Source organism: Mesorhizobium sp. M1406, from assembly GCF_040317555.1.
GTDB lineage: Bacteria > Pseudomonadota > Alphaproteobacteria > Rhizobiales > Rhizobiaceae > Mesorhizobium.
Map to the genome: position 1 here is coordinate 19689 of NZ_JAMYKW010000006.1, position 22931 is coordinate 42619.

Genomic DNA, 22931 nt, shown 5'->3' on the forward strand with positions numbered 1-22931 from the left:
CGCTCGGGAGACGTCAGGAATGGCCGGAACTTTTGTCATCGCGCAGGGCGGCGGCCCAACCGCCGTCATCAACCAGACGGTCGTCGGGGCGACGCTGGAGATCCGCAAGCGGCATCCCGGTGCCAAGGTCCTCGGTTCCATCCACGGCGTGCGCGGTATCCGTGACGGCAACTATGTCGACCTTTCCGCGATTCCCGAGGACCGGCTGCGGCTGATTGCCGGAACGCCCAGTGCAGCCCTTGGCTCGACGCGCGACAAACCGGATGCCGCCTATTGTGACGTCATCCTCAACGGATTGAAGAAGGTGGGCGCCGACGCCTTCATCTATATCGGCGGCAACGACACGTCGGGCACGCAGCAGATCCTGACCGATGCCGCAGGCGGCACGATCGCCTTCGTCCACGCGCCGAAGACCATCGACAATGACCTCGAGGAGAACGACCACACGCCGGGCTTCATTTCGGCGGCCGAGTTCGTCGCTGGCGCCTTCCTGTCCGTCGACCTCGATTTTCGCGCCCTGCCCGGCATCTATGTCGGCATCGTCATGGGTCGGCATGCCGGCTTCCTGACCGCGGCCGCCGCGGCATGGCAGCTCGACCCCGACAGCGGCCCGCACCTGGTCTATGTGCCCGAGCGCCCCTTCTCGGCCGCCGGTTTCATCGACGACGTGCGCGCCACGCTCGATCGCCACAAACGCTGCATCGTCGCCGTTTCGGAAGGTGTCGGCACCGCCGATGGCAAGGCGCTGGTCGAAAGCCTGGTGCCGCCGGACAAGCTCGAGCGCGACGCGCATGGCAACGTCAAGCTGTCGGGCAGCGATCTGCCGGCCGCACTCGAGCGCGCACTGGCCGAAGGCCTGCCCGGCAAGCGCGCCCGCGTCGACGCGCTCGGCTACATGCCGCGCGGCTATATCGGCGCCATTAGCGCGGTTGACGCGCGGGAGGCTTTCGATGCCGGCGCCTTCGCGGTTGCCGTCGCCGAACAGGGCGGCGGCTCGGTGGCGCTGCAGTATGACGGCACCAAAACGGTGCTGAAGAAGGTGCCACTGAAGAACGTCGCCGGCAAGACCCGCCACATGCCGGACGATTTCATGAAGCCCGATGTCAATCAACTGTCCGATGCCGGTATGGCTTATCTCAAGCGGCTGGTTCCGGAAAAATACAAGGTCGGAAAGCCCTTCGTCTGATGCTGGGTCACAGCTGATGCCGGAGTGGTTCAGCAAAAGCATCATCGACGACAAGATGACGATGCTGACCGAACCGTTCGTGCATGAGTACCTGCGTGCCAACATCTGGCATCTGCGCGGCCGCGACGCCGACCTTCTGGTCGATACCGGCATGGGCATCCGTCCGCTGGCGCCTGAGATCGACACGCCCGACGGCAAGCCGCTGCTGGTCGTCGCCACCCACATTCATCTCGACCATGTCGGCTCGCTGCACGAATTTCCGTGGCGAGCAGGGCCAAGGCACAGCGCGGAACAGTTCGAGAGCATGGATGAGGCGGCGACCTACGCTTACATGTTCCGTGATCTCGAAGCCGCCGTTTCGAAAGTGCCGGTGCCGGGCTGGAAGGCTGCCGACTACAAGATCCCGCCCGCGCCGCTGACGCGAACCCTGGACGAGGGCGACATCGTCGATCTCGGCGACCGGCAATTCCGTGTGCTGCATCTGCCTGGCCATTCGCCGGATTCGATCGCGCTGTTCGACGAGGCCGACGGTCTGTTCTTCAGCGGCGACGCCATCTACGACGACACGCTGATCGACGATCTGCCCGATTCGGACCGAACGGCCTATATCAGTACGATGCAGCGCCTGCTCGACCTGCCGATCCGCATCGGCCATGGCGGCCACGGTTCGAGCTTCGACAGCAAGCGCATGCACGACATCGCCACCGCGTATCTAGGGCGAACCGGCGGGATCTGATGCCCCGGCGGGACAGGGAACACCGGACTGGCGCGGCGCCTGACGACATCGTGACCAGCCGTCATACGGAAATTAAATCTTCGTAAGGTTGCCCGAAAACCCTAAATCGGGCCAATCCACGTCCTAGATGCAGAGCTGTCGATCCGGTCGGCTGCCATGCCAGGCGAGACGGGCATTCGCGACGTTCGACACGCCGAATGGCCGGTTTCCCCACAAGGAGACCTCCACGGCGACCGATCAACTCTCGCCCGGACAAACGACCATGTCAGACATAATTCGCAGACATCGCGTCGCGGCCTTGCTGGGCGCTGCGCTGATCATATCTCCTTTCGTCATGTCTTTCGCTCAAAGCGAAGGTAACACTGTTCCGACGACCCAGACACCTGTCGCCGGCCTCACCGCTCCCAACGGCTCGTTCGCCCCCATCGTGGCGGCCGACAAGCCGGCAGTGGTAACGATCACCACCGTCATGAAGGCAGAGCCTGGAACGACGAGCGATGTCTCTCCCTTCGACGGCGGCTCGCCTTTCGACGACTATTTTCGTCAGTTCTTCGGTGACCAGGGCATGCCGATGCCCAAGACACCGCCACAACAGCAACCGCAGCGTGCCGAAGCGCTGGGTTCCGGCTTCATCGTGGGCGCGGATGGTATCATCGTCACCAACAATCACGTCATCGATGGTGCCTCCTCGATCAAGGTTGCGCTCGATGACGGCACCGAACTCCCCGCCAAGCTGGTCGGCCGCGATGCCAAGAACGATCTCGCCGTCCTCAAGGTCAAGTCGGACAAACCCCTGCCGACTGTCAAATGGGGTGATTCCGACAAGCTCATGCCAGGCGACCAGGTATTGGCCTTCGGCAACCCGTTCGGCATCGGCACCACCGTCACCGCAGGCATCGTTTCGGCCCGCGGCCGGGATTTGCACAGTGGCCCGTTCGACGACTTCATCCAGATCGACGCCCCGATCAATCATGGAAATTCCGGCGGACCGCTAGTCGATGTCGCCGGCAATGTCGTCGGCATCAACGCGGCGATCTATTCGCCCAATGGCGGCAGCGTCGGCGTTGGCTTCGCCATCCCGTCCGACCAGGCCCAGAAGGTTGTCGCCAAGCTGATGAAGGACGGCTCGATCCAGTATGGCTACCTCGGCGTCGAGATCCAGCCGGTGACGGCGGATGTGGCGAGCGCAATCGGCCTCGATCATCCCGCCGGCGCGCTGGTTTCGCGGGTCAATGACGGCTCGCCGGCCGCCAGGGCCGGAGTCGAGGCCGGCGACGTCATCACCAGCTTTGCCGGACAGGATGTGAAGGATCCCAAGGACCTGTCGCGGGCGGTCGCCGATGTCACGCCTGGCGCCAGGGAGACCCTGAACATCTGGCGCAATGGCAAGGCCGTGGATATTTCCGTCGATATCGGGCGCAACACCGACGACGTGAAGACCGCGTCGCTGGACGACGGGTCCGGCGCGCCTGGCGTCGGGCAAGGCTCCCCGGCGATCGGGCTTGGCCTGATGGACATCACCCCTGAGATTCGCGAGCAGATGAATCTCGCCCACAATCAGCACGGCGCGGTGGTTGCCAGCGTCAATCCCGACAAGGCTGCCGCGGCTTCCGGAATCCAGGCCGGCGACATCATCGTCGCCGTCAATCAGGTGCCGGTGAAGAGCGCCAGGCAGGTCACCCAGGCGATCGCCCAGGCCGGCAAGTCCGGCAAGAAGTCGGTGCTGTTGCTGGTCGAACGCGACGGAGGTCAGATCTATGTCGCGGTGCCGTTCGCCAATGGCTGACGCGAGGCGCTGAACTGAGTGCAAAGGCGGTAGGCTCTTCGGAACTGCCGCCCTTGTCCGTCAAGATTTCGGTTGCCCGCGGCGGCATCATCGAGAAAACTGCGGCGGGCTGACGGATGCCTGGTGCAGAGGAATTGCCGCGATGGTCACCCGAGGTTTCTCTTCAGGACGGCGCCCGCCAGCCGATGGCGATGCGCGCATACCGCCCGGCCAATATCTCGAACAGGGTTTTCCGGTCTTGTCGGCCGGTCCGACGCCACGTGTGCGCACCGAGGATTGGTCTTTCACGCTGAAGCATGGGCCACGGCCGATCAAGAAATGGAACTGGGCCGAATTCAACGTGCTGCCGCTGACCAAGATGACGCGCGACATCCATTGCGTGACCGCATGGACCAAGTTCGACACGCCGTGGCAGGGCGTGCTGGTCGACGATATCCTTGCAGACGCGGGTTTGGAGCCGCCGACCGGCTTCACGCTGGCGCACGCGTTCGATGGTTACACCACCAATGTGCCGGTAAAGGATCTCACCGCCGGCAAGGCCATGGTGGCGCTGCTCTATGAAGGCAAGCCAATCACGCCGGATCACGGCGGCCCGGCAAGACTGCTCGTTCCGCATCTCTATTTCTGGAAGTCGGCCAAATGGCTGAACGGCCTGCAGTTCACGACGCGCGACGAACCCGGTTTCTGGGAATTGCGCGGCTATCACATCCATGGCGATCCATGGCGCGAACAGCGCTATACGGGCGATCCATGAGCGATGCGGCAGCAGTGCAATCGCCCTGGCAGACGGCCGGGATCGTCCGTATCGAAAAGCGCACGCCGCGGGTCACCAGCTTCTTTTTCCGGCCATCGCGGCCGTTTGCCTATCGCGCCGGGCAGCATGTCGATATCAGGCTGACGGCGCCGGACGGCTACCAGGCGCGCCGCTCCTATTCCATCGCCTCCGCGCCCGAGATTGGCAGCGTGATCGAACTGGCGATCGAGAAGCTCGACGATGGCGAGGTCTCGCCATTCTTCCACGAGGTCGCGGCGATTGGTGACGAAATCGAACTGCGTGGGCCGCTCGGCGGGCATTTCATCTGGCCGCAAGATGAGAGTGGCCCGCTTGTGCTGGTCGGCGGCGGCTCCGGTGTCGTGCCCTTGATGTCGATGGTCCGCCATCGCGCCGCGCGTAATTCGAAGGTGCCCGTCATCCTGGTCTCTTCAGCCCGGATCTGGGACGAAGTGATCTTTCGCGACGAACTGATCGGCCTCGACGACCGCAGGGACGGCTTCGACCTTGTGCTGACACTGACGCGCGAAGCCGCGCGGCGCCCGGCCGATTATGCGCGGCGAGTGGACGTCGCGATGATGGCGCAAGCAATGGCGCGGCTGCCCGAGCCGCCTGGTCTCGCCTTTGTCTGCGGCTCCAACGCTTTCGTGTCGGTCGCCGCCCAGGCGCTGATTGATGCCGGCGTTGCAGCGGGAAACATTCGCACCGAACGCTACGGAGTCTGAACGGACGTTGCCTTCCCAACGCATGTCGTCTTGGCACTGACAGTTCGGCCGAGGACTCGATGCTTCAAGCATTGAAATCCGACCTGCAAGGTAATACCTTATCGAAACATGGTATTACCAGAGGATGAAGATGGCCACCACCGTTACGGCAAAGGGACAAGTGACCATTCCCAAACCGGTCCGCGATCTCCTGGGGATCGTCCCGGGCAGCAGGGTCGATTTCCGACGCGCCGCCGATGGCAGCGTGGTGCTGGCTCGCGTTGACAAAAAGCCGCCTGCGAGCCGCTTCGCCAAGTTGCGCGGCCATGCCGGCGAGGGGCTCACGACCGACGCGATCATGGCGCTGACGCGTGGCGAAGCGTGACGCTGGTCGACACCAACGTTCTGCTCGACCTCGTTACGGATGATCCGACCTGGGCGGACTGGTCGGTTGCACAGCTAGAGGCAGTAAGCCTCGATGGGCCATTGTTGATCAATGATGCGGTCTATGCCGAGCTTGCTGTTCGGTACACTCGCATCGAGGATCTCGAGACGTTTCTGGACGCGGCCGGTCTCGAAATGGCTCCGATGCCGAGAGCCGCCCTTTTCCTGGCCGGAAAGGTGTTCACACAATACCGCCGATCAGGAGGATCCAGGATTGGCGTGTTGCCCGACTTCTTTATTGGCGCCCATGCCGCTGTCGCTCGGCTTCCGCTCCTGACCCGTGATGTCGGCCGCTACCGGACCTATTTCCCATCCTTGAGGCTGATCACTCCAGGCCCCTGATGGCACCAACCGCCGGTCACGCCTCGATTTCGAGCGCCGAAAGCGGTTTTGAGCAACAGGCGAGGATAAAGCCGTCGTCGATCTCGTGGTCGAGGATGCCGCCATTGTGGCTCATCTCGACGTCGCCCGCGACCTTCTTCACTTTGCAGGTGCCGCACAGGCCAAACTCGCATGCGGCGGGAATCCTCACACCTGAAGCCCGCGCGGTCTGCAGCACGGTTTGGCCGGCGACGCATTCGGCGTCGACATCCGAAAGCGCGAACCGGATCGGTGTCACGGCTTCGGCGACAACGGCGGCGCCGTCTTCCGCAGGCGACGTGAACGGCGCCAGGATTTCTTCCACCACAGGCGCCGCAAAGCTCTCCTGATGGTATTTCGTCATGTCGAAGCCCGTTGCCTCCAGCATGCCGCGCACGGCGCGCATGAAGGGATCGGGGCCGCAGCAGAAGATTTCGCGATCGCGGAAATCGGGCGCCAGCAATGGCAGCCGAATGGCGTCGATGCGGCCCATATGGCCGAACCAGCCCTCGCGGCTCGACCGCTCCTCGATCATGAAGCCGAGCGACAGGCCGGGCATACGGCTGCCGAGCAGTTCGAGTTCCTTGCGGAAGATGATCTCTTCCGGACGGCGCGCGCAGTTGACGAAGCCGACATCGGTCCATGGCGCGCAGTCGTTCAGCCAGCGCAGCATCGACATCATCGGCGTCACACCGGAACCGGCGGAGATGAACAGATACTTGGCCGCCGGGTGGCTGTGCAGCGAAAAGTCACCTGTCGGCCCATAGGCCTTGACGTGCGAGCCCGGCGCCAGATGGTCGAACATCCAGCGCGTGCCTGTGCTGCCCGCCTGCGCCTTCACTGTCACCGCGATAGAGAACGGCCGCGATGGCGAGGACGACAGCGTGTAGGTGCGCATCAGCGGCCCGTCGGCTGTCGGCAGTTCCAGCGTCACGAACTGGCCCGGCTTGTAGCGAAACCAGGTCTGGTTGTCGGAGCGGAAGGTGAAGGTCTTTACGTCAGGTGCTTCGTCGCTGACGCCGATCACTTCCAGCACCTGCAGCCTGTCGTTCCAGGGCGTCATCTGGTCGAGATGGCGATAGAGGCCAAGATCCGTCATCGCATTCATCCTCTTGTCCCTTTTGTTTTGTGCATGATCCCAAAGCCGCTGCGCATTTTGGGCGACATGCACTAGGCGACGCTGCGCAGGGCCGGCCGGCCGCCTTCGGCGAGGCGCGGGCCGATGAACGACGCATACCATTCGACGAACTGGATCACGCCGCCCTCATGCAACTCCGAATAGGGGCCGGGCTCGTAGGCGGGCGACAGGATGCCGAAGGCGTTTTCCTCGACGATGCGGCGATCCTGGTCGTTGGTTTCGGTCCAGACATGGGTGAGGGCTTCGATGGTGTAATCGACCCCCTCGACCGCGTCCTTGTGCACCAGCCACTTCGTCGTCACCGCCGTTTCCGTGGCGCTGATCGGCAGCACCCGGAACGTCACCGCGTGATCGATGAGGATGTGGTTCCAGGTCGTCGGATAGTGATAGTGCATCAAGGTTCCGATCCTGTCGGCGGAGACAGTGTCGGAGAGGTTCTTCTTCACCGCCAGCTTGCCGGTCATGGTGTAGCTGACGGCATCGCGCAACAGCGGCGCGCGGGTGGCGCGGTACTGCCCGGCCGGATCGATGCGGAACTTGCTCGGCAGGCCTGATGCCTCGCATTTGGCCCAATGCGCGACCATTTCGGGGTCGCTGTCGGCGCCGTTGACGCCGGTCACGGTAGGCGCTTCCGGGAAGGTCTTGCACAGCTCGGGATGATTGGCGACGCAGTGATAGCACTCGCGATTGTTTTCCCAGACCAGCTTCCAGTTGCCCTTCTCTATGATCGTGCTCTCGAAGGCGATCTTTGCTTCCCGCAACCGGTGCGGCAAAAGATAAGGTTCGATCATCGCCCGCATCGGCGCGAAATCGGCGGGCTCCTTGCCCAGGCAGATGAAGATGTAGCCGCCGACGCTCTCGCAGGCGACCGGCTTCAGGCTGAACTCACTCTTGTCGAAACCGTCGGCCATCTGGCGGGCAAACAGCAGGCGGCCGTCGAGCTCATAGGTCCACTGGTGATAGGGGCAGACCAGCTTTGCCGCCGTACCCCTCTCTGTGTTGCAGACGCGGCTGCCGCGATGGCGGCAGGAATTGTGGAAGGCGTTGATCTTGCCTTGCTGGTCGCGGACAAGAACGACCGGATAGTCGCCGATCTGCACTGTGATGTAGCTGCCCGGCTTAGGCAGCTCGCAATCGTGGCCGATGAACAGCCAATCACGATACCAGATCAGCTCCATGTCGAGCTTGAAAAAGTCTGGATCGGTGTAGAAGGGCTGCTCCAGCGAAAAGCCTTGCCGGCGGCTGTTCAAGAGCCTCAGCATGTCGTTGCGAATATCCATGTCCTGTCCTCGTTTCTTAAGGACTGAAATGGTGGTGACGGAGGAAGGATCGGACGCAGGCCGGCGATGCGCCGGACATGCACTATCCACCTCTTGACCGCCCACCGCGATCAGTCGAGTCTAGAAATCTCGGGCTGGTTTCCGGGCTCTGGAGTTGTCCTTACGGACCATCGCGACACCTTCCCAGGCAACTGCCCAGTGGTCTCCCGTTGCGACTTGAACTCCACCACCGTTGCGGGGGCAGCGCCGGATTCTGACCGGCTTCCCAATTCTCCGCCTCGTCGTCACGAAGCGGCACCTGAGATGGTATGATCTAACCACGATCGCGGGCGCGTCATCGGCATGAAAACGACATCGTATCCATGCGGCGCGACACGCATGCGAAACGTTCCGGTTGGCGATTGTTGAGCCGAAATCCTATCTCCGCGGCGGCCATTCCCAACTGCAATCTCCTCGAAGCCGGCCCCTTGCCGGCGACCAAAAAGGTTAACGGTTTCGAAAAGTGACTATTAGCTGGTTCTAAAATCGAACCGAACGGTTCGTTTCTGTTGACGGTGCGTGCAGGACGGTGTGAACGCCGGGCCTTGGAAACAGTTGGTGATCCAGCGGGCGATTTTGCTTAAGTGTTGAAAAACATAAATAAAAAGTAGCGTGTAGAATCCCGTGGCACAATTTCAAGTGGCGGATTCATGGTCCACACGGAACAACTTCGTGATTGGAAAAGGCGAGGATGCCCTCCCACATCGGGGCTGTCCGAACGACGCGATTTCCCTTCCAAGACACGCCGCTGGACGGACGGAAAAGAAGATACTGGAGTACAAAAAAATGAAAAAGATCATTCTCACTGCCGCCGCCGTTCTGGCCATTTCCGGCAGCGCCTTCGCTAATGGTAGCGACCACTACGGTTCGAACGGCGCCAATCAGCCTGCTGCCGCGGTCGACAAGTCGTACACGGCTTCCACCAAGACCTCGGAACCGGTTGCCCAGACGCCCGCTCAGGGCAGCGACCGTAACCTCTTCGGCCGCTAACAACCAATTCCCAGTTGACGGCGGGTCTGCCCGCCGTCCTGGCGAAATCCAGAAATCCAGGAGACTAAAATGAACAAGATCCTTCTTGCCGCCGCCGCCGTTCTGGCCGTCACCGGCAGTGCCTTCGCCGGCAGCGACAACTTTGGCTCCAAGGGCGCCGACCAGCCTGCCGCCGCGGTCGACAGCTCGTACACGGCTTCCGTCAAGAAGTCGGAGCCGGCCACGCAGGCGCCTGTCGACCATGGCAGCGACCGCAACCTGTTCGGCAACAACTAACCCGACCAAAACCAACATCCGACAGCGATGCGGCGGGTTAACCCGCCGTATCGAATTCGAGAATACGGAGTATCAAAATGAAAAAGATTGTTCTTACTGCCGCCGCTCTTCTGATTGCCGCCGGCAGCGCCTATGCCCGCAACGACAACGCTGGCGGCACCGACATCAACAAGCAGTCGACCGTCAACGTCGACACCTCGCATACGGGCTCGATCCGCAAGAGCGAATCGCCCGTCTACAAGCTGCTCAATTCGTCGGGCGATGCACCGAAGTCCGCCCCTCAGGGCAGTGACCGAAACCTCTTCGGCCGCTAACAGCCGAAGCTGATCTCCAAACGAGAGCGGCGGGTCTTGCCCGCCGCTCTTGTTTTTGTAACAGGGAAGTATCGTCGTGCGACCTCTCAGGCCGCCTTCGCCTCTGCTTCGTGAAGAGCGAAGGACCGCCCATCCGTGTCGAAGATATGCAGGTCTTCGCCATTGGCGCTCAGGCGCAATGTCGAGCCACGCTTGACTTCGACATTGCCAGGCAGCTTGGTCACCAGCGGCAGGTCGGCGCGGCCGATGTCGATGTAGACAAGCTGGACTTCGCCGAGCTGCTCGACATAGTCGACCGTCCCTTCGAACAGATAGTCCGCACCGCTGGCGATGATCAGGTCCTCCGGTCGCACGCCAAAGCTCACCGCGGCACCCTTTGCCGAAGCAGGCGTCGTGATCGGCACGGTCGCCTTGCGCCCGCCGACATGGCTGACGACAGTCGGATTTCCGGTCTTGTCGATGGTCGCCGGCAGGATGTTCATGGCCGGCGAGCCGATGAACTGGGCAACGAACAGATTGCCGGGCTTCTTGTAGAGGTCCATCGGCGTGCCGACCTGTTCGATATGGCCGTCCTTGAGCACCACGATGCGGTCGGCCAGCGTCATTGCCTCGACCTGGTCGTGGGTGACATAGATCATGGTCGTGGCGGGCATCGATTCCTTGAGCTTGGCGATCTCGATGCGTGTGGCGACGCGAAGTGCGGCGTCAAGGTTCGACAGCGGCTCGTCGAACAGGAACACCTTTGGATTGCGCACGATGGCGCGGCCAATGGCGACGCGCTGGCGCTGTCCGCCCGACATCGCCTTGGGCAAGCGGTCGAGATATTTCGTCAGCTGCAGGATTTCCGCCGCCTGGCGCACGCGCCGATCGATCTCGGCCTTGTTCTCCTTCCCGATCTTCATCGAGAACGCCATGTTGTCGTAGACGGTCATGTGCGGATACAGCGCGTAGGACTGGAACACCATGGCGATCCCCCGCTTCGACGGCGGCACGTCGTTCACGACCTCGCCAGCTATTCTGAGCTCGCCGGAGGTGATTTCCTCGAGCCCGGCGATCGACCTCAGCAATGTCGACTTGCCGCAGCCCGACGGACCGACGAAGACGATGAATTCGCCCGACTTGATATCGAGGTCGATGCCGTGGAGAATGTTCAGATTGCCGTAGGACTTCTTCACTTGTCTTAGCGTGACATCGGCCATTGGTTTCCCTCCAGTAATTTGAAATTCAAGTGATTTGAAATTCAGTCGGCGCGCCCGAACCAGGCGCCGTAGCCGCCAAGCTCGATGGAACCGGTGCTCGCCTGTCCCGAAAATCCGTGCCCGGGCAAAGGTTGCAGCGATCGGCCGCCGAGGTCAACCTCGGTTGGCCCGGCTCCCAGATTGAAGACGCAGACGATCTGCTCGTTGCCTGAGCGGCGGGTGAAGGCGACGGTGTCGCCCTCGCTTTCGATGAAGGTGATGTCACCCTTGGCAAGCGCCGGATGGGCACGCCGGAAGGTCAGAAAGCGCCGGTAATGCTCGAGCAGCGAGTTCTCGTCGCCCTGCTGGACATTGACCGCTTGCGACAGATGCTTGGCCGGCACCGGCAGCCAGGGCTTTGCCGATGAGAAGCCGCCATTGCTGGCGCTGCCGTCCCACACCATCGGCGTGCGGCAGCCGTCGCGGCCCTTGAATTCCGGCCAGAAGCGGATGCCATAGGGGTCCTGTAAATCCTCGAAGCGCAGGTCAGCTTCGCCGAGCCCAAGCTCTTCGCCCTGGTAGATGCAGACCGAACCGCGCAGCGACATCAGCAGCGCCGAGATGACCTTGAGATAGGCGGTCGGATCGGCTTCGCCGGCCGCCCAGCGCGAGGCCGGGCGCATCACGTCGTGGTTGGAAAAGGCCCAGCATGACCAGCCGTCGCTGGCGACCTTGCCGAAGGATTCCAGCACCGAGCGGACCTTGGCCGCACTGATCTTTTCCGGCGCCAGGAAGTCGAAGGAATAGCACATGTGTACGCGCTTGCCGCCGGCGGTGTAGGCAGCCACCACGTCCAGTCCGCGCTGCGAATCGCCGACCTCCCCGACCGCGGCGGTTGCCGGATATTCATCGAGCAGGGCGCGGAAGCGCTCGAGGAAGCCGAGGTTCTCCGGCCGGCTCTTGTCGTAGAGATGGTCCTGGTAGTTGTAGGGGTTGACCGCCGGTGCGGTCTGGTCGTTGCGCTCTTCCGGCGGCAGCGGCGGATTGTCTTCCAGGCCCTGGCTGTGGAAGTAGAAATTGATGGTGTCGAGCCGGAAGCCGTCGACGCCGCGCTCCAGCCAGAAACGGGTGACGTCGAGCAGCGCATCCTGGACTTGGCGGTTGTGGAAGTTGAGGTCGGGCTGCTCGGCCAGGAAATTATGCAGGTAATATTGCTGGCGGCTGGTGTCCCATTGCCAGGCCGAGCCGCCGAAGATCGACAGCCAGTTGTTGGGCGGCGTGCCGTCCGGCCTGGCGTCCGCCCAGACATACCAGTCGGCCTTCGGGTTGGTGCGGCTCGACCGGCTTTCCCTGAACCACGGGTGGTTGTCGGCGGTGTGCGACAGCACCTCGTCGATCATCACCTTCAAGCCCAGCCTGTGCGCCTCGGCGGTCAGCGCGTCGAAGTCGGCCAGCGTGCCGAACATCGGATCGACGTCGCGGTAGTCGGTGACATCATAGCCGAAATCCTTCATAGGCGATTTGAAGAACGGCGAAATCCAGATGGCGTCCGCACCGAGTGCGGCGATGTAGGGGAGGCGGCCGATGATCCCCTTGAGGTCGCCTATGCCGTCGCCGTTCGAGTCCTGGTAGCTGCGCGGATAGATCTGATAGATCACAGCACCCCGCCACCAGTCGCGATCGAGGGCGAGGTCAGGTTTCGAGCTGGCCTTCAAAGGGGATTGCATCGTCTCAGCCTCCTTTCACCGAGCCGGCAAGCAGCCCGCGGACAAAATAGCGCTGCAGCGAGAAGAAGACGATCAGCGGCACGATTATGGTCACGAAGGCCGATGTCGTCAGAATCTCCCAGTCGCCGCCGCGTGAGCCCAACAGCGCGTTGAGCTTGGCGGTCAGCACGATCTGGTCTGCCTCTGTACCGAGGAAAACCATCGCCACCAGCAGATCGTTCCATACCCATAGGAACTGGAAGATGGCAAACGAGGCCAGCACGGGGAACGACAGCGGCAAGACGATCTTGACGAAGATCTCGAAATCGCTGGCGCCGTCGATACGCGCCGATTCCATGATCTCGCGCGGCAAGCCGGCAATGTAGCTGCGCAGCAGGTAGATGGCGAAGGGCAAGCCGAAGCCGGTATGCGCCAGCCAGATGCCGAGATAGGTTTTCGACGGCATGCCGAAGAAAGCGCCGACGCCGTTGTAGAGCTTCAAAAGCGGGATCAGCGACATTTGCAGCGGCACCACCAGCAGGCCGATGATCACCGCGATCAGCAGCGCCCGGCCGGGAAACCGCATCCAGGCCAGCGCATAGGCGGCAAACGCCGCGATCAGGATCGGGATGACTGTCGCCGGGATGGTGACGGTCAGCGAGTTCATGAACGACCGTCCGATGCCCTCGGAAAACAGCACGGTTCTGTAGTTGTCGGTGGTGAATTTCGGCGGCGCCGACGAGGCATAGTAGACGCGCTGGCCGCGATCGCCTTCGAACGCCTTGGGCGAGGCCATGACGAAGCTGCCGTCGGCGTTGAGCCGCAGGGTCACTTCGTCGCCGAGATCGGCCGAAGTGCCGGCGGGATATTGCGTCGGTGCCGCCGATTTGACACCGAAGGCGCTGATGTTGCGCCTGGCGCCGTCGCCGAAGATGTTGCCCTCGAGAACGAACTTGCCGTCCTTTTCGACTTGCGTCGAGGCGGCCGGCAGTCGGCCGGCCTCGGTCTGGGTGGAACTGGCGAACGAGTTCCACCAGCCAGAGGCGATGATCTGGTTCTTGTCGCGCAGCGACGAGACCAGGATGCCGAGCGTCGGTATGGTCCAGATCGCGACGAAGACAAGCACGGCGATGTGGACGCCAAAGCGGCTGGCGAAGGACTTTCCGGTCGCAACGGCCATCTCAATGTCCTCCCGTCTCTTTGTTCGCCTGGCGGATGTTCCAGACCATGATCGGAATGACCGCGATCATGATGATGATGGCGATGGTGGCGCCACGGCCGAAATCGCCGCCGCCGCGGAACATCCAGTCGAACATCAGGTTGGCCAGCACCTGGCTGTTCCACTGGCCGTTGGTCATGGTCAGAACGATGTCGAACACCTTGAGCACCAGGATGGTGATAGTGGTCCAGACGACGGCGATGGTGCCCCAGATCTGCGGCACCATGATCTTCCAGAAGATCTGGAACGGATTGGCGCCGTCGATGACGGCGGCTTCCAGCGTTTCTTCGGGAATGCCGCGCAGGGCGGAAGACAGGATGACCATGGCAAAGCCGGTCTGGATCCAGATCAGGATCACCATCAGGAAGAAATTGTTCCAGAACGGCAGCGATATCCAGACCTGCGGCTGGCCGCCGAAATGCTGGATGATGGCGTTGAGGATGCCGATCTGGGTCTGGCCCTCGCCACGATACTCGTAGATGAATTTCCAGATCACGCTGGCGCCGACGAAGGAGATCGCCAGCGGCAGGAAGATCAGACTCTTGGCGATCGTGCCCCACCAGATCTTGTCGGTGAGCACGGCGATGATCAGCCCGAGGAAGGTGCAGGCGGCGGGCACCACCGCCAGCCAGATGATGTTGTTGAGGATCGAGTTGCGGAACTCGCGGTCGCCGAAGGCCCATTCATAGTTGGCCAAGCCGACGAAATTGATGCCGCCGCGATCAAGGAACGACAGCCGCAGCGTCTCGACGACCGGGTAGATCAGATAGATGGTCAGGATGATCATCGCCGGACCGACGAACAGCCATGGTCGGACCAGCCCTTGCCGGCGCAGATTGTCGATGGCCGCGGCGCCGGCGACGCCGCGCGACGGGAATATCAGGTCGACCAGTTTGTTGGCGCCCCAGAAATAGGCGACGCAACCGCCGACCCCGACGATGATTACGAATATGGCCGAGAAAATCTGAGCCGCCATGGGTCCCTCCCCCTGCGTATCATCAGCCAAGGCCGAACGGTCCGGGCGGTGAGATGCGCCGATTCAGTTGTTCAGAGCGCGATCGCCAGGCAAGACAGGCTTTCCCTTTGCTGATCGCGCTTCATGCCGGATGTTTGTGTGCTCATGATAATCGCCGCGGCACGGGCCGCCGGTCGGATCCGGGCCTCCAGGGCCCGGATCCAGTCGGGATCGGATAGCCGAACAATCGGCTGCTTACGGACGCCTACTTGATCGCGTCCCAGCTTTTCTGAATGTCGGTGGCGACATCCTGCGCGGACTTGCCGCCGACCAAGTCGATCATGCCGGTCCAGAAGGCGCCGGCGCCGATCTTGCCCGGCATCAGGTCGGAACCGTCGAAGCGGAAGGTCGAGGCGTTGGCGAGGATTTCGCCCTGCTTCCTCAGCGCGTCGCTGGCATAGGCCTCCTTGTTGACTGACTTGAGCGGCGTCACGAAACCACCCTCGGCCATCCAGATCTCATGGGCGAGCGGCATCTTCAGGAATTCGATGAACGCGCGGGCGGCCTTGGAGTCCTTGGTGATCATCGCCAGCGTGCCGGCGCCGAGCACGGGCGTGCCCAGGTCAGGCTTGGAGGCATAGGGAGGGAAGTAGAAGAAGTCCGCGTCCTGGCCGACCTTGGTGCCTTCCGGGAAGAAGGTCGGGATGAACGACGCCTGATGGTGCAGGTAGCATTTCGGCGGCACAGAGAAGAGGCCCTTCGGGCTGTCGCGGAAATCGGTCGCCGCAACCGCCTTGGCGCCGCCGTCGACCATCTTGTCGTCGGTCGCGATCTTGCCGAAGATGTCGATGGCGCTGACCACCGCCGGGTCGTTGAACGGGATCTCGTTCTTCACCCATTTGTCGTAGACTTCCGGAGACTGGGTACGCAGCATCAGGTCTTCGACCCAGTCGGTCGCCGGCCAGCCGGTGGCGCCGCCGGAGCCGAGGCCGATGCACCAGGGCTTGCCACCATCGGCGATGATCTTCTTTTCGAGATCGGCGAGCTCTTCCTGCGTCTTCGGCACCTTGTAGCCGGCTTCCTCGAAATTGTCCGGCGAGTACCAGACCAGCGATTTCACGTCGGCCTTGTAGGGGAAGGCGAAGAAGCCTGGCTTGCCGTCCTTGTCCTTGAACGTGCCGAGATCGACCCATGACTGGCCGGCGCCGTAATTGTCCTTGATCCATTTGGCGGTGTCGTCGCCGAGCGGCGTCAACAGGCCCTTCGATGCCAGATCCTGGATCAGCCCCGGCTGCGGCAGCACGGCGATGTTGGGCGGGCTGCCGGCCTGCGTGTCGATGACGATCTGCTGTTCGTAATTTTCCGAGGAGGAGTATTTGATCTCGACGCCGGTGGCTTCCGAGAAATAGTCGAGAACGCCGCGCACCAGGCCTTCGTCCTCACCGCGCCACGGTCCGAAGATCGACAGCGTCTCCCCCTTGAGGTCGACTTTCTTGAGCTCTTCGTAGTTTGCCCAGTTGAAGCGCTTGTCCTCACCCGGTTTGAACTTCAGTTCGGCATGAGCCGGCGCGCCCAGGGCGAGCGTGGCAAACGCGGCACCCAGCAAAAGCATTTTCTTCATCGGTATTCCTCCCAGTGGATCAAACACACCGGACGGAACCTCCATTCCGCCCGCCGACGCCGCAGGACTGTGACTCACTCGGAAAGGAACCGCAACCTTTCGAAGAGTCTTCCAAAGCGCTTTGGCCTTTTTGATCTCGCCATTGAATCGGCCGGAAGTCAAGAGGCAGGTGGCCTAGTCGATTTAATCCGGCGCGTCTGCGGCCTAAGAAGTGCGTTGCAACATGCTTTTATGGCAGTGCACCAGCATTTTTTGTTTCAAACACGTCTGAAGCACGCTTATGGTTCGTTGTCGAACGGCTCAACCCCGAGGGCACTTGGGTCGATTCAAGTTAAAAGCGCTTTGAGGGAGATGGAGAGTTTCGTGAACCTCAAGCAGCTTGCCCATATGCTGGCGCTGTCGCAGACCACGGTAAGCCGGGCGCTGAACGGCTATCCCGAGGTCAACGAGGAAACGCGCAGGCGTGTCATGGATGCCGCCAAGCGCCATGGTTACCGCCCCAATCCGAGCGCGCGCCGCCTGGCGACCGGCAAGACCGGTATGATCGGCTATGTCCTGCCGACCGGTGCATCCGTCGACATCGATCCGCATTTCGTCGAGTTCTTGTCTGGCCTAGGCGACTACGCCCGCTCGCACGAACTCGACCTGGTGCTGTCGCCGGCCGATGCCGACGACCAGGAGACGACCTACCGGCGCATCGTCGCCAACCGGCAGGTCGACGCCGTCTACATCTCCTCGCCAAGGCCCGCAGACCGACGCGTGGCGCTGGTCAACACGCTCGGCATTCCCTTCATCGTCCATGGCCGCAGCGAAGGCTTCGATTTCGACTATGCCTTCACCGACATCGACAATGAGGGCGCCTTCCACGAGGCGGCCAGGCTGCTGATCCAGCTCGGCCACCGGCGGCTGGCGCTGATCAATGGTGACGACCGCGAGACCTTTGCCATCCATCGCGAGCGCGGCGTGCGCCGGGCGCTCGCCGCGAGCGGGCTGACTTTGGGCGAACGACACGTCTGCTCGGTGGTCATGACCGAAGAGAACGGCTATCGCGCCACCAGGCGTTTGCTGGAAGAGGGCGACGCACCGACGGCGATCGCCTGCTCCAGCCTGATCATGGCGCTGGGCGTCGTGCGCGCGGTTCGCGACCTCGGCCTGAGCATTCCGGGCGACGTGTCGCTGATTGCCCATGACGATGTCTTCCCCTGGCTGAGGCCGGAGAATTTTTCGGTGCCGCTGTCGACGACGCGCTCATCGATCCGCCTCGCCGGCGCCCGCGTCGCCGAGCGGCTGGCGGCCCGGATTTCGGGGCTGGAAGAGGGCGCTCGCGGCGAAGTCTGGCCGGTCGACCTGGTGGTCAGGGGATCGGTCGCCGGCGCGCCGGGCTAAATGCATGACGCTCAAAAGTGGCCCCGGTTTTGAGACAACGACATACTGTATATCGTACTTGGCGTACCCAAAGAGGTATGACAGATGTGGAATGGCATTTCTCAGGTAATTGCGCCGCTCGCGAGTCCCTCCGCACTGTGCGACAAGGAAGCCTGTTCATGGTGATGACGGCTCACTTTGACGAAAGCGGAACCCATGGTGGCGAGGCTACCAACACGGTCGTGGCTGGCTTCCTAGGCGATGTTGATCAATGGGGTAGCTATGAGACCGATCTGGCGGCGCTGCTGTCAGAGTTCGACATCAAGAGGTTTCACGCCAAGAAGTACCGGGCCAAACAAGGGGAGTTCGCCGGCTGGGAGAAGGAAAAGAGGTTTTCCTTTGCCAGCCGCTTTTTCCCGTTGATTGATCGATACCTTGCGCTCGGCATATCCGCCGGTTTCAGACGCGATGACTATGTTTCGTTCTATCGAAATCCCGCTCCGGCTCGCGGCATCCGTTTGGATTCTGAATATGGTCTGTGTTTTCGGGTTTGCTTGCTGTGGGCGATTTCGTTCGTGGCTTCCAAACGCACGGAATGGCCGTTGAACATTGTAATGGAGCAAGGCCACAAGAATGCGGGCGGTGCGGTTGAGATATTCAACGAGTTGACTGAAGCCCTGAAGGGCACGCAATTCGCTGGCCTGCTAGGGAGTATATCGTTCTCTTCCAAAGACATGTGCCTATCGCTGGCAATTTCCGATGCTCTGGCTCATGGTGTCTACAGATCGGATTCGACCCAAGGGTCGTTACGGAACACCATCGTTCCTACTGATTACAAAGGGGTGAGAATTCAGAACCTAAAGCTAGATCAGCCGGCGCTGGCATCTCTTCGCGAATTGGCCGTACGGAAAGAAGTCCTGCCGGCGACTTTTTCTATTGAGTCTAAAAATCAGAGCCTTGTCGGCGAACGGCCCTTCCTGGCTGGGGCCTAAATCTCACTACCGGTGGCCTGAAACGGATTGCGGCCAAGATGGAAAGTGTATGACTATCGACCATAGCCCTTGGGTCCGCGAAGTATAATATACGGAATTTATTCCGTTGCCCCTGCCGCCTTGATGTCCAGCAGCCCGTAGCCGAAATCATTGTCGCGCCCCTTGGGGCCGAGATCCCTGGCCGTTGCCGCGAGCGCCTTTTCGATGTCGTCGGCCGAGCGATCGGGCGCAGCATGGATGAGATTGGCGATGGCGCCGCTGACGATCGCCGCCGCGAACGAGGTGCCGGTGACCACATCCGAGCCGGCGCCGCTCGGCGCCACCATCTCGACGCCGGGCGCCGAGATGAAGACATAGGCGCCGCGATTGGCCTGCGGCATCAACCCGTCCTTGGCATCGGTGGCGGTCACGGCGATGACGCCGTCGAAGGCGGCCGGATAACCATAGGGTGCTTTCGGCCCGTTGTTACCGGCGGCGGCGACCAGCACCATGCCGAGCGCCCGGGCATTGCGGCAGGCGACGCCGAGCAGGTCGTTCTTCGGCCCGACGAAGCTCATGTTGATGATGCGCACGTCCTGCTCGGCCGCCCAGTCTAGCGCCGACAGGATGACATCCATGGTCGACTTGCCGCCCTCGAAGGCACGGGCGTGGTAGATCCTGGCGCCCGGCGCCATGCCTTCCAGCGCGCCGACGCCGGCGATCAGGCCGTCGATCGACGTGCCGTGATCGCGCTTTTCGATCGGCACGCCCGGCATGGCGTCGAACTGTTCGGCGATGACGCCAGCCAGCGCCGGGTTGGTGTCGTCGATGCCTGTGTCGATCACCGCGATGCGAACGTTTTCGCCGCTGGCCTGCTTGGAATCGAGCGCGATGCGGTCGAAGGCATAGTTGACGATGCCGGCGGCCTGCTGCAGCGAATAGACATGGTTGGGCTCGCGCCGCTGGGTGCGGCCGTCGGCCGCCAGCTGCGCAAGCACGACGCCGACGGGCCGGCCATCGGGAATGCCGAAGCGCACCAGCGTGGTGCCAAGCAGCCGCGACTGGCGCTGCGAGCGCACCTGGAGGCCGAAGGACGCGGCGATCTGCTGCACCGCGCCGGCGTCGCCGTCGACGGTCACCAGCACCTCGTCGGGCACGAAATCGCCGACCACCGCGCGTGGCGGCTGAACGGCAATGAGATCGGTCGGAGAGACGATCGGGCCGCCAGACGGAGGGCCGGCTTGACTATCGGCCGGCGGTGTCGCCGGAGCCGGCCGTGGCGTCGGCACCGGTGCCGGAGGCGCTGCCGGATTGGGAAACAGGTCGACGATCAAGGCGGGCAGAAAGACGGCCCCTGCCGCTGCAGGACCCGCACCGGCTGCACTGTCACTGCCATCCTTGCCGCAGTCCGCCCCGGCCGCGTTGGCCCCGTCGCGGCAGTCGATTTTCGCGGGTTCAGGCTTCGCGCTGGTCTGCGCCGACGCGGGCACGGCGGCGATTGTCATCGTCGCCGCAAGCATTGCCGCAAATCGAATGACCGCCTCAGCCGCCATCAACCGGCCTCCTTCCCTCGATCACAGTCTCCGTGAAAGGCTGGGCGGCAACAAGGCCGATTTGCCTTGTGTAGTCGGCGGTGGTGGTCGCGGGAATGCCAAGCCGGAAGACGCCGTCGGTGGTCGGTCCGCCGATGATCTTCAGCCCGTTGCTGCCGAGAAAGCCAGAAATATCCGACATCTTCGCATCCGGCTTGAACTTGACCAGGGCGAACGGCATTTTCGCCAGATCGTCTTGCGCGCCGGCTATCTCGAAATCACTGCCCTTGCCGCTGGGCTCGACAAATGACTGCACCATGACCAGGGCCAGCAGAACCGCGGCCGCGGCCCAGGCGACGCCGACCGGCACCGCCATGAAGCGGCCCCAGGCCTGCGCCAGCCAGGACGAGTCCGCCGGCTGGCGGACAGGTCCGGCCTCGGCATCGAGCGCCCTGGCGAAGCGGCCGAGCGCATCGGCCGGCGGACGGATCGCTTCGTTGGCGGCCGTGGTGCCGGAGAATTCGGCTTCCGCCTCGCCAACGGCGGCAAGTGCCGCCGGATCGCTGGCCAGCCATTCCTCGACGGCTTCCAGGTCCGAACCTTCCAGCGAGCCGTTCAGATAGAACGGCAGCAGCGTTTCCATTTCGTCGCGGCGCGACATCTTTTCAGCGGCGCTCATGGCCACCCCCTGTCGTAACCGGCGGCCTTGAGGGCCTCACCGAGTTTCTTGCGGGCGTAAAACATTCGAGTCTTGACGGTCGCGACCGGAATGTCGAGCACTTCGCCGATCTCGCTCACCGACTGGCCATGATAATAGGCAAGATCGATCACCACGCGATGCTCTTCCGGCAAGGCGTCGACGAACCGGCGCAAGGCGGCAGCCTTGTCTCCCTTCATGGTGACGACTTCCGGCGTGTCGGCGCTGTCGGCCACCGCGGCGGCGGCCTCGTCGTCGATCCAGTCTTCCTTCTTCTTGCGCAGCAAGGACAGCGCCTTGAAACGGGCGATGCCGAGCAGCCATGTCGAGACTTCGGAGCGCCCTTCGAAGCATGGCGCCTGGCGCCATAGCTCGAGGAACACTTCGTTGGCGATATCGTCGGCCATCATTTCCGATCCCGTCTGGCGCGCCACGAAGCGGTAGACCCGCGCGTGGTGACGCATGAACAGGAGCCGCACGGCGGCACGGTCGCCCTTCGCGACCCGGTCGACAAGCGCGCGATCGGTTTCCGTCGCTGCTGTCATGGCCGGTCGAGCCGCCTGGCTCCTGTCTGCTCTGTCGCTGATCGGTCCAAAAAGGTTCATCCTCCCGCCAAGGAATTTTTTGGAGGCTAACCGAAGAGCGGGGCGGTTGCCAGAGCATCCCTTCTCCCGGTCACTACACAGGGAGAAGGTACCGGCAGGCGGATGAGGGGCGGCACCAGCGTTCGCTATTCATATTCGATGTTAGCCCTCACCCTTACCCTCTCGCCGTAAGGACGGGGGGACGCCAACGTCGCGGCAACGTCACCCCAAGAACGGCTTAGCCTTCATCGTCTCCGGCACCGGCACGCCGAGGCGCGTCAGCACCGTCGGCGCCAGCTGCAACTGGTCGAGCAGCGTGTCGGCCTGCGGGCCTTTGCCGGGCCCAAAATAATACAGCGCGAAATCCTGCATCTCGTCATCATGGCCGCCATGATGGCCACGATCGGTCTGGCCATGGTCGGCGGTGACCATCACCTCATAGCCGGCTTCGATCCAGCGCGGCAGGAAGGCTGCCAGCATACCGTCCATCGCATAGACCGCGTGGTCCATCTCGTGGCAGTCATGGCCGAAGCGGTGACCCATCGAGTCCAGCGTGCAGGTGTGCAGGATGCCGTAGTCGATGCCGTGGCGTTTGGTCAGCATGGTCAGTGTCGCGAACAGGTCGACATCGCTCGGCGTCATCTGATTGCGGGCGTTGTAGCCGGTCATGGTGTGGAAGCGGCCATGCGTGATCGGTCCGCCCGGCTCGTCGAATTCCATGTCGTCGACCAGGTCGAACGGATGGGCGCGGAAGAATTCCGACCAGTAGGAATGTGTCACGGCGCCGGTCTTGCCGCCGGCCTTGCTGACTTCGGAGAAAATGTCGGGTTGCGCGATTCGAAACCGGTTCTCGTTCGACAGGATGCCGTGCACCTGCGGCGAAACCCCGGTGTGGATCGAGGCATAGCAGCAGGCCGAGGTCGACGGCAGCACGGAGCGCATCTTCCAGACCCGCGCCTCGCCCGATTGCACCCACCCTTCGAGATTGCCCATCAACCGGCGCCAGTTGCGATAGGGAACGCCATCGAGGACGATCAGCAACAGTTTTGTCTTGAGCGCCATGGGCGACTCCGGAAGG

The 22931-nt window shown here is 62.5% G+C and carries 23 protein-coding genes and 1 riboswitch; of the genes, 12 read left to right on the forward strand and 11 right to left on the reverse strand.

Features of this window, described 5'->3' with window-relative positions; translation table 11 throughout:
* Positions 1-19 precede the first annotated feature (19 nt).
* The 7 genes from NKH03_RS07820 (at position 20) to NKH03_RS07850 (ending at position 5970) form a co-directional block, all read left to right on the forward strand.
* On the forward strand, positions 20-1186 hold the full coding sequence (locus tag NKH03_RS07820; RefSeq protein WP_352869345.1) for a diphosphate--fructose-6-phosphate 1-phosphotransferase: 1167 nt from the start codon (positions 20-22) through the stop codon (positions 1184-1186).
* Between the two features lie 16 nt (positions 1187-1202).
* Entirely contained in the window at positions 1203-1922 is a 720-nt protein-coding gene (locus tag NKH03_RS07825; protein ID WP_352967937.1) for an MBL fold metallo-hydrolase, read from the forward strand.
* 262 nt (positions 1923-2184) lie between these two features.
* Positions 2185-3708, forward strand: a complete 1524-nt coding sequence (locus tag NKH03_RS07830; protein ID WP_352967938.1) for a DegQ family serine endoprotease — start codon at positions 2185-2187, stop codon at positions 3706-3708.
* A gap of 142 nt (positions 3709-3850) precedes the next feature.
* Positions 3851-4462: a molybdopterin-dependent oxidoreductase gene (locus NKH03_RS07835; RefSeq protein WP_352869341.1), complete on the forward strand. Its 612-nt coding sequence runs from the start codon at positions 3851-3853 to the stop codon at positions 4460-4462.
* The gene (locus NKH03_RS07840) at positions 4459-5205 is read left to right on the forward strand and encodes an FAD-binding oxidoreductase (RefSeq protein ID WP_352967939.1); all 747 of its coding nucleotides are present in this window, start codon (positions 4459-4461) and stop codon (positions 5203-5205) included. The genes NKH03_RS07835 and NKH03_RS07840 overlap by 4 nt, the downstream gene beginning before the upstream one ends.
* 130 nt (positions 5206-5335) lie before the next feature.
* Positions 5336-5569: an AbrB/MazE/SpoVT family DNA-binding domain-containing protein gene (locus tag NKH03_RS07845; protein WP_352869337.1), complete on the forward strand. Its 234-nt coding sequence runs from the start codon at positions 5336-5338 to the stop codon at positions 5567-5569.
* On the forward strand, positions 5566-5970 hold the full coding sequence (locus NKH03_RS07850; protein ID WP_352967941.1) for a type II toxin-antitoxin system VapC family toxin: 405 nt from the start codon (positions 5566-5568) through the stop codon (positions 5968-5970). The genes NKH03_RS07845 and NKH03_RS07850 overlap by 4 nt, the downstream gene beginning before the upstream one ends.
* 16 nt (positions 5971-5986) lie before the next feature.
* On the opposite strand, the gene NKH03_RS07855 is transcribed toward NKH03_RS07850, so the two are convergent.
* Together NKH03_RS07855 and NKH03_RS07860 are read right to left on the reverse strand one after the other, a co-directional pair.
* The gene (locus tag NKH03_RS07855) at positions 5987-7087 is read right to left on the reverse strand and encodes an FAD-binding oxidoreductase (protein ID WP_352967943.1); all 1101 of its coding nucleotides are present in this window, start codon (positions 7085-7087) and stop codon (positions 5987-5989) included.
* 71 nt (positions 7088-7158) lie between these two features.
* Positions 7159-8406, reverse strand: a complete 1248-nt coding sequence (locus NKH03_RS07860; RefSeq protein WP_352967945.1) for an aromatic ring-hydroxylating oxygenase subunit alpha — start codon at positions 8404-8406, stop codon at positions 7159-7161.
* Between the two features lie 115 nt (positions 8407-8521).
* Positions 8522-8723: riboswitch (cobalamin riboswitch) on the reverse strand.
* A gap of 508 nt (positions 8724-9231) precedes the next feature.
* Between NKH03_RS07860 and NKH03_RS07865 the strand changes: the two genes are divergently transcribed.
* From NKH03_RS07865 to NKH03_RS07875, 3 genes are all read left to right on the forward strand, one after another.
* Positions 9232-9435, forward strand: a complete 204-nt coding sequence (locus NKH03_RS07865) for a DUF680 domain-containing protein (RefSeq protein ID WP_352869327.1) — start codon at positions 9232-9234, stop codon at positions 9433-9435.
* Positions 9436-9504: 69 nt separating this feature from the next.
* Positions 9505-9711 (forward strand): DUF680 domain-containing protein, encoded by a 207-nt coding sequence (locus NKH03_RS07870; RefSeq protein ID WP_352869324.1) that lies wholly within the window; start codon positions 9505-9507, stop codon positions 9709-9711.
* Between the two features lie 77 nt (positions 9712-9788).
* Entirely contained in the window at positions 9789-10025 is a 237-nt protein-coding gene (locus tag NKH03_RS07875) for a DUF680 domain-containing protein (RefSeq protein ID WP_352869321.1), read from the forward strand.
* Positions 10026-10111: 86 nt separating this feature from the next.
* Here the strand turns inward: NKH03_RS07875 and NKH03_RS07880 are convergent, their stop codons facing one another.
* From NKH03_RS07880 to NKH03_RS07900, 5 genes are all read right to left on the reverse strand, one after another.
* Complete coding sequence (locus NKH03_RS07880; RefSeq protein ID WP_352869318.1) at positions 10112-11224, reverse strand: ABC transporter ATP-binding protein; 1113 nt, start codon at positions 11222-11224, stop codon at positions 10112-10114.
* A gap of 41 nt (positions 11225-11265) precedes the next feature.
* Positions 11266-12930 (reverse strand): beta-galactosidase BglA, encoded by a 1665-nt coding sequence (gene bglA / locus NKH03_RS07885; protein ID WP_352967947.1) that lies wholly within the window; start codon positions 12928-12930, stop codon positions 11266-11268.
* Positions 12931-12934: 4 nt separating this feature from the next.
* Entirely contained in the window at positions 12935-14089 is a 1155-nt protein-coding gene (locus NKH03_RS07890) for a carbohydrate ABC transporter permease (protein WP_352967949.1), read from the reverse strand.
* A gap of 1 nt (position 14090) precedes the next feature.
* On the reverse strand, positions 14091-15104 hold the full coding sequence (locus NKH03_RS07895; protein ID WP_183445972.1) for a carbohydrate ABC transporter permease: 1014 nt from the start codon (positions 15102-15104) through the stop codon (positions 14091-14093).
* 244 nt (positions 15105-15348) lie between these two features.
* Complete coding sequence (locus tag NKH03_RS07900) at positions 15349-16704, reverse strand: ABC transporter substrate-binding protein (protein WP_352967951.1); 1356 nt, start codon at positions 16702-16704, stop codon at positions 15349-15351.
* 363 nt (positions 16705-17067) lie between these two features.
* Between NKH03_RS07900 and NKH03_RS07905 the strand changes: the two genes are divergently transcribed.
* Both NKH03_RS07905 and NKH03_RS07910 read left to right on the forward strand, forming a co-directional pair.
* Positions 17068-18090: a LacI family DNA-binding transcriptional regulator gene (locus tag NKH03_RS07905; RefSeq protein ID WP_352967952.1), complete on the forward strand. Its 1023-nt coding sequence runs from the start codon at positions 17068-17070 to the stop codon at positions 18088-18090.
* 158 nt (positions 18091-18248) lie between these two features.
* Positions 18249-19061 (forward strand): hypothetical protein, encoded by an 813-nt coding sequence (locus tag NKH03_RS07910; RefSeq protein WP_352879302.1) that lies wholly within the window; start codon positions 18249-18251, stop codon positions 19059-19061.
* Positions 19062-19159: 98 nt separating this feature from the next.
* On the opposite strand, the gene NKH03_RS07915 is transcribed toward NKH03_RS07910, so the two are convergent.
* The 4 genes from NKH03_RS07915 to NKH03_RS07930 form a co-directional block, all read right to left on the reverse strand.
* A complete protein-coding gene (locus NKH03_RS07915; protein WP_352967954.1) occupies positions 19160-20593 on the reverse strand; it encodes a S8 family serine peptidase in 1434 nt (477 codons plus the stop codon).
* On the reverse strand, positions 20583-21251 hold the full coding sequence (locus NKH03_RS07920) for an anti-sigma factor (RefSeq protein ID WP_352967956.1): 669 nt from the start codon (positions 21249-21251) through the stop codon (positions 20583-20585). Before NKH03_RS07920 ends, NKH03_RS07915 begins: the two co-directional genes overlap by 11 nt.
* Positions 21248-21814: a sigma-70 family RNA polymerase sigma factor gene (locus NKH03_RS07925; RefSeq protein ID WP_352879308.1), complete on the reverse strand. Its 567-nt coding sequence runs from the start codon at positions 21812-21814 to the stop codon at positions 21248-21250. The genes NKH03_RS07920 and NKH03_RS07925 overlap by 4 nt, the downstream gene beginning before the upstream one ends.
* 261 nt (positions 21815-22075) lie before the next feature.
* Entirely contained in the window at positions 22076-22915 is an 840-nt protein-coding gene (locus tag NKH03_RS07930; RefSeq protein ID WP_352967958.1) for an alkaline phosphatase family protein, read from the reverse strand.
* Positions 22916-22931: the final 16 nt, after the last annotated feature.

What these genes read in the sequence shown, in the direction of transcription:
- NKH03_RS07820 (WP_352869345.1), top strand. Translation starts at nt 20, where the DNA reads ATGGCCGGAACTTTTGTCATCGCGCAGGGCGGCGGCCCAACCGCCGTC.
- NKH03_RS07825 (WP_352967937.1), top strand. Translation starts at nt 1,203, where the DNA reads ATGCCGGAGTGGTTCAGCAAAAGCATCATCGACGACAAGATGACGATG.
- NKH03_RS07830 (WP_352967938.1), top strand. Translation starts at nt 2,185, where the DNA reads ATGTCAGACATAATTCGCAGACATCGCGTCGCGGCCTTGCTGGGCGCT.
- NKH03_RS07835 (WP_352869341.1), top strand. Translation starts at nt 3,851, where the DNA reads ATGGTCACCCGAGGTTTCTCTTCAGGACGGCGCCCGCCAGCCGATGGC.
- NKH03_RS07840 (WP_352967939.1), top strand. Translation starts at nt 4,459, where the DNA reads ATGAGCGATGCGGCAGCAGTGCAATCGCCCTGGCAGACGGCCGGGATC.
- NKH03_RS07845 (WP_352869337.1), top strand. Translation starts at nt 5,336, where the DNA reads ATGGCCACCACCGTTACGGCAAAGGGACAAGTGACCATTCCCAAACCG.
- NKH03_RS07855 (WP_352967943.1), bottom strand. Translation starts at nt 7,087, where the DNA reads ATGACGGATCTTGGCCTCTATCGCCATCTCGACCAGATGACGCCCTGG.
- NKH03_RS07860 (WP_352967945.1), bottom strand. Translation starts at nt 8,406, where the DNA reads ATGGATATTCGCAACGACATGCTGAGGCTCTTGAACAGCCGCCGGCAA.
- NKH03_RS07865 (WP_352869327.1), top strand. Translation starts at nt 9,232, where the DNA reads ATGAAAAAGATCATTCTCACTGCCGCCGCCGTTCTGGCCATTTCCGGC.
- NKH03_RS07870 (WP_352869324.1), top strand. Translation starts at nt 9,505, where the DNA reads ATGAACAAGATCCTTCTTGCCGCCGCCGCCGTTCTGGCCGTCACCGGC.
- NKH03_RS07875 (WP_352869321.1), top strand. Translation starts at nt 9,789, where the DNA reads ATGAAAAAGATTGTTCTTACTGCCGCCGCTCTTCTGATTGCCGCCGGC.
- NKH03_RS07880 (WP_352869318.1), bottom strand. Translation starts at nt 11,224, where the DNA reads ATGGCCGATGTCACGCTAAGACAAGTGAAGAAGTCCTACGGCAATCTG.
- bglA (WP_352967947.1), bottom strand. Translation starts at nt 12,930, where the DNA reads ATGCAATCCCCTTTGAAGGCCAGCTCGAAACCTGACCTCGCCCTCGAT.
- NKH03_RS07890 (WP_352967949.1), bottom strand. Translation starts at nt 14,089, where the DNA reads ATGGCCGTTGCGACCGGAAAGTCCTTCGCCAGCCGCTTTGGCGTCCAC.
- NKH03_RS07895 (WP_183445972.1), bottom strand. Translation starts at nt 15,104, where the DNA reads ATGGCGGCTCAGATTTTCTCGGCCATATTCGTAATCATCGTCGGGGTC.
- NKH03_RS07900 (WP_352967951.1), bottom strand. Translation starts at nt 16,704, where the DNA reads ATGAAGAAAATGCTTTTGCTGGGTGCCGCGTTTGCCACGCTCGCCCTG.
- NKH03_RS07910 (WP_352879302.1), top strand. Translation starts at nt 18,249, where the DNA reads ATGGTGATGACGGCTCACTTTGACGAAAGCGGAACCCATGGTGGCGAG.
- NKH03_RS07915 (WP_352967954.1), bottom strand. Translation starts at nt 20,593, where the DNA reads ATGGCGGCTGAGGCGGTCATTCGATTTGCGGCAATGCTTGCGGCGACG.
- NKH03_RS07920 (WP_352967956.1), bottom strand. Translation starts at nt 21,251, where the DNA reads ATGAGCGCCGCTGAAAAGATGTCGCGCCGCGACGAAATGGAAACGCTG.
- NKH03_RS07925 (WP_352879308.1), bottom strand. Translation starts at nt 21,814, where the DNA reads ATGACAGCAGCGACGGAAACCGATCGCGCGCTTGTCGACCGGGTCGCG.
- NKH03_RS07930 (WP_352967958.1), bottom strand. Translation starts at nt 22,915, where the DNA reads ATGGCGCTCAAGACAAAACTGTTGCTGATCGTCCTCGATGGCGTTCCC.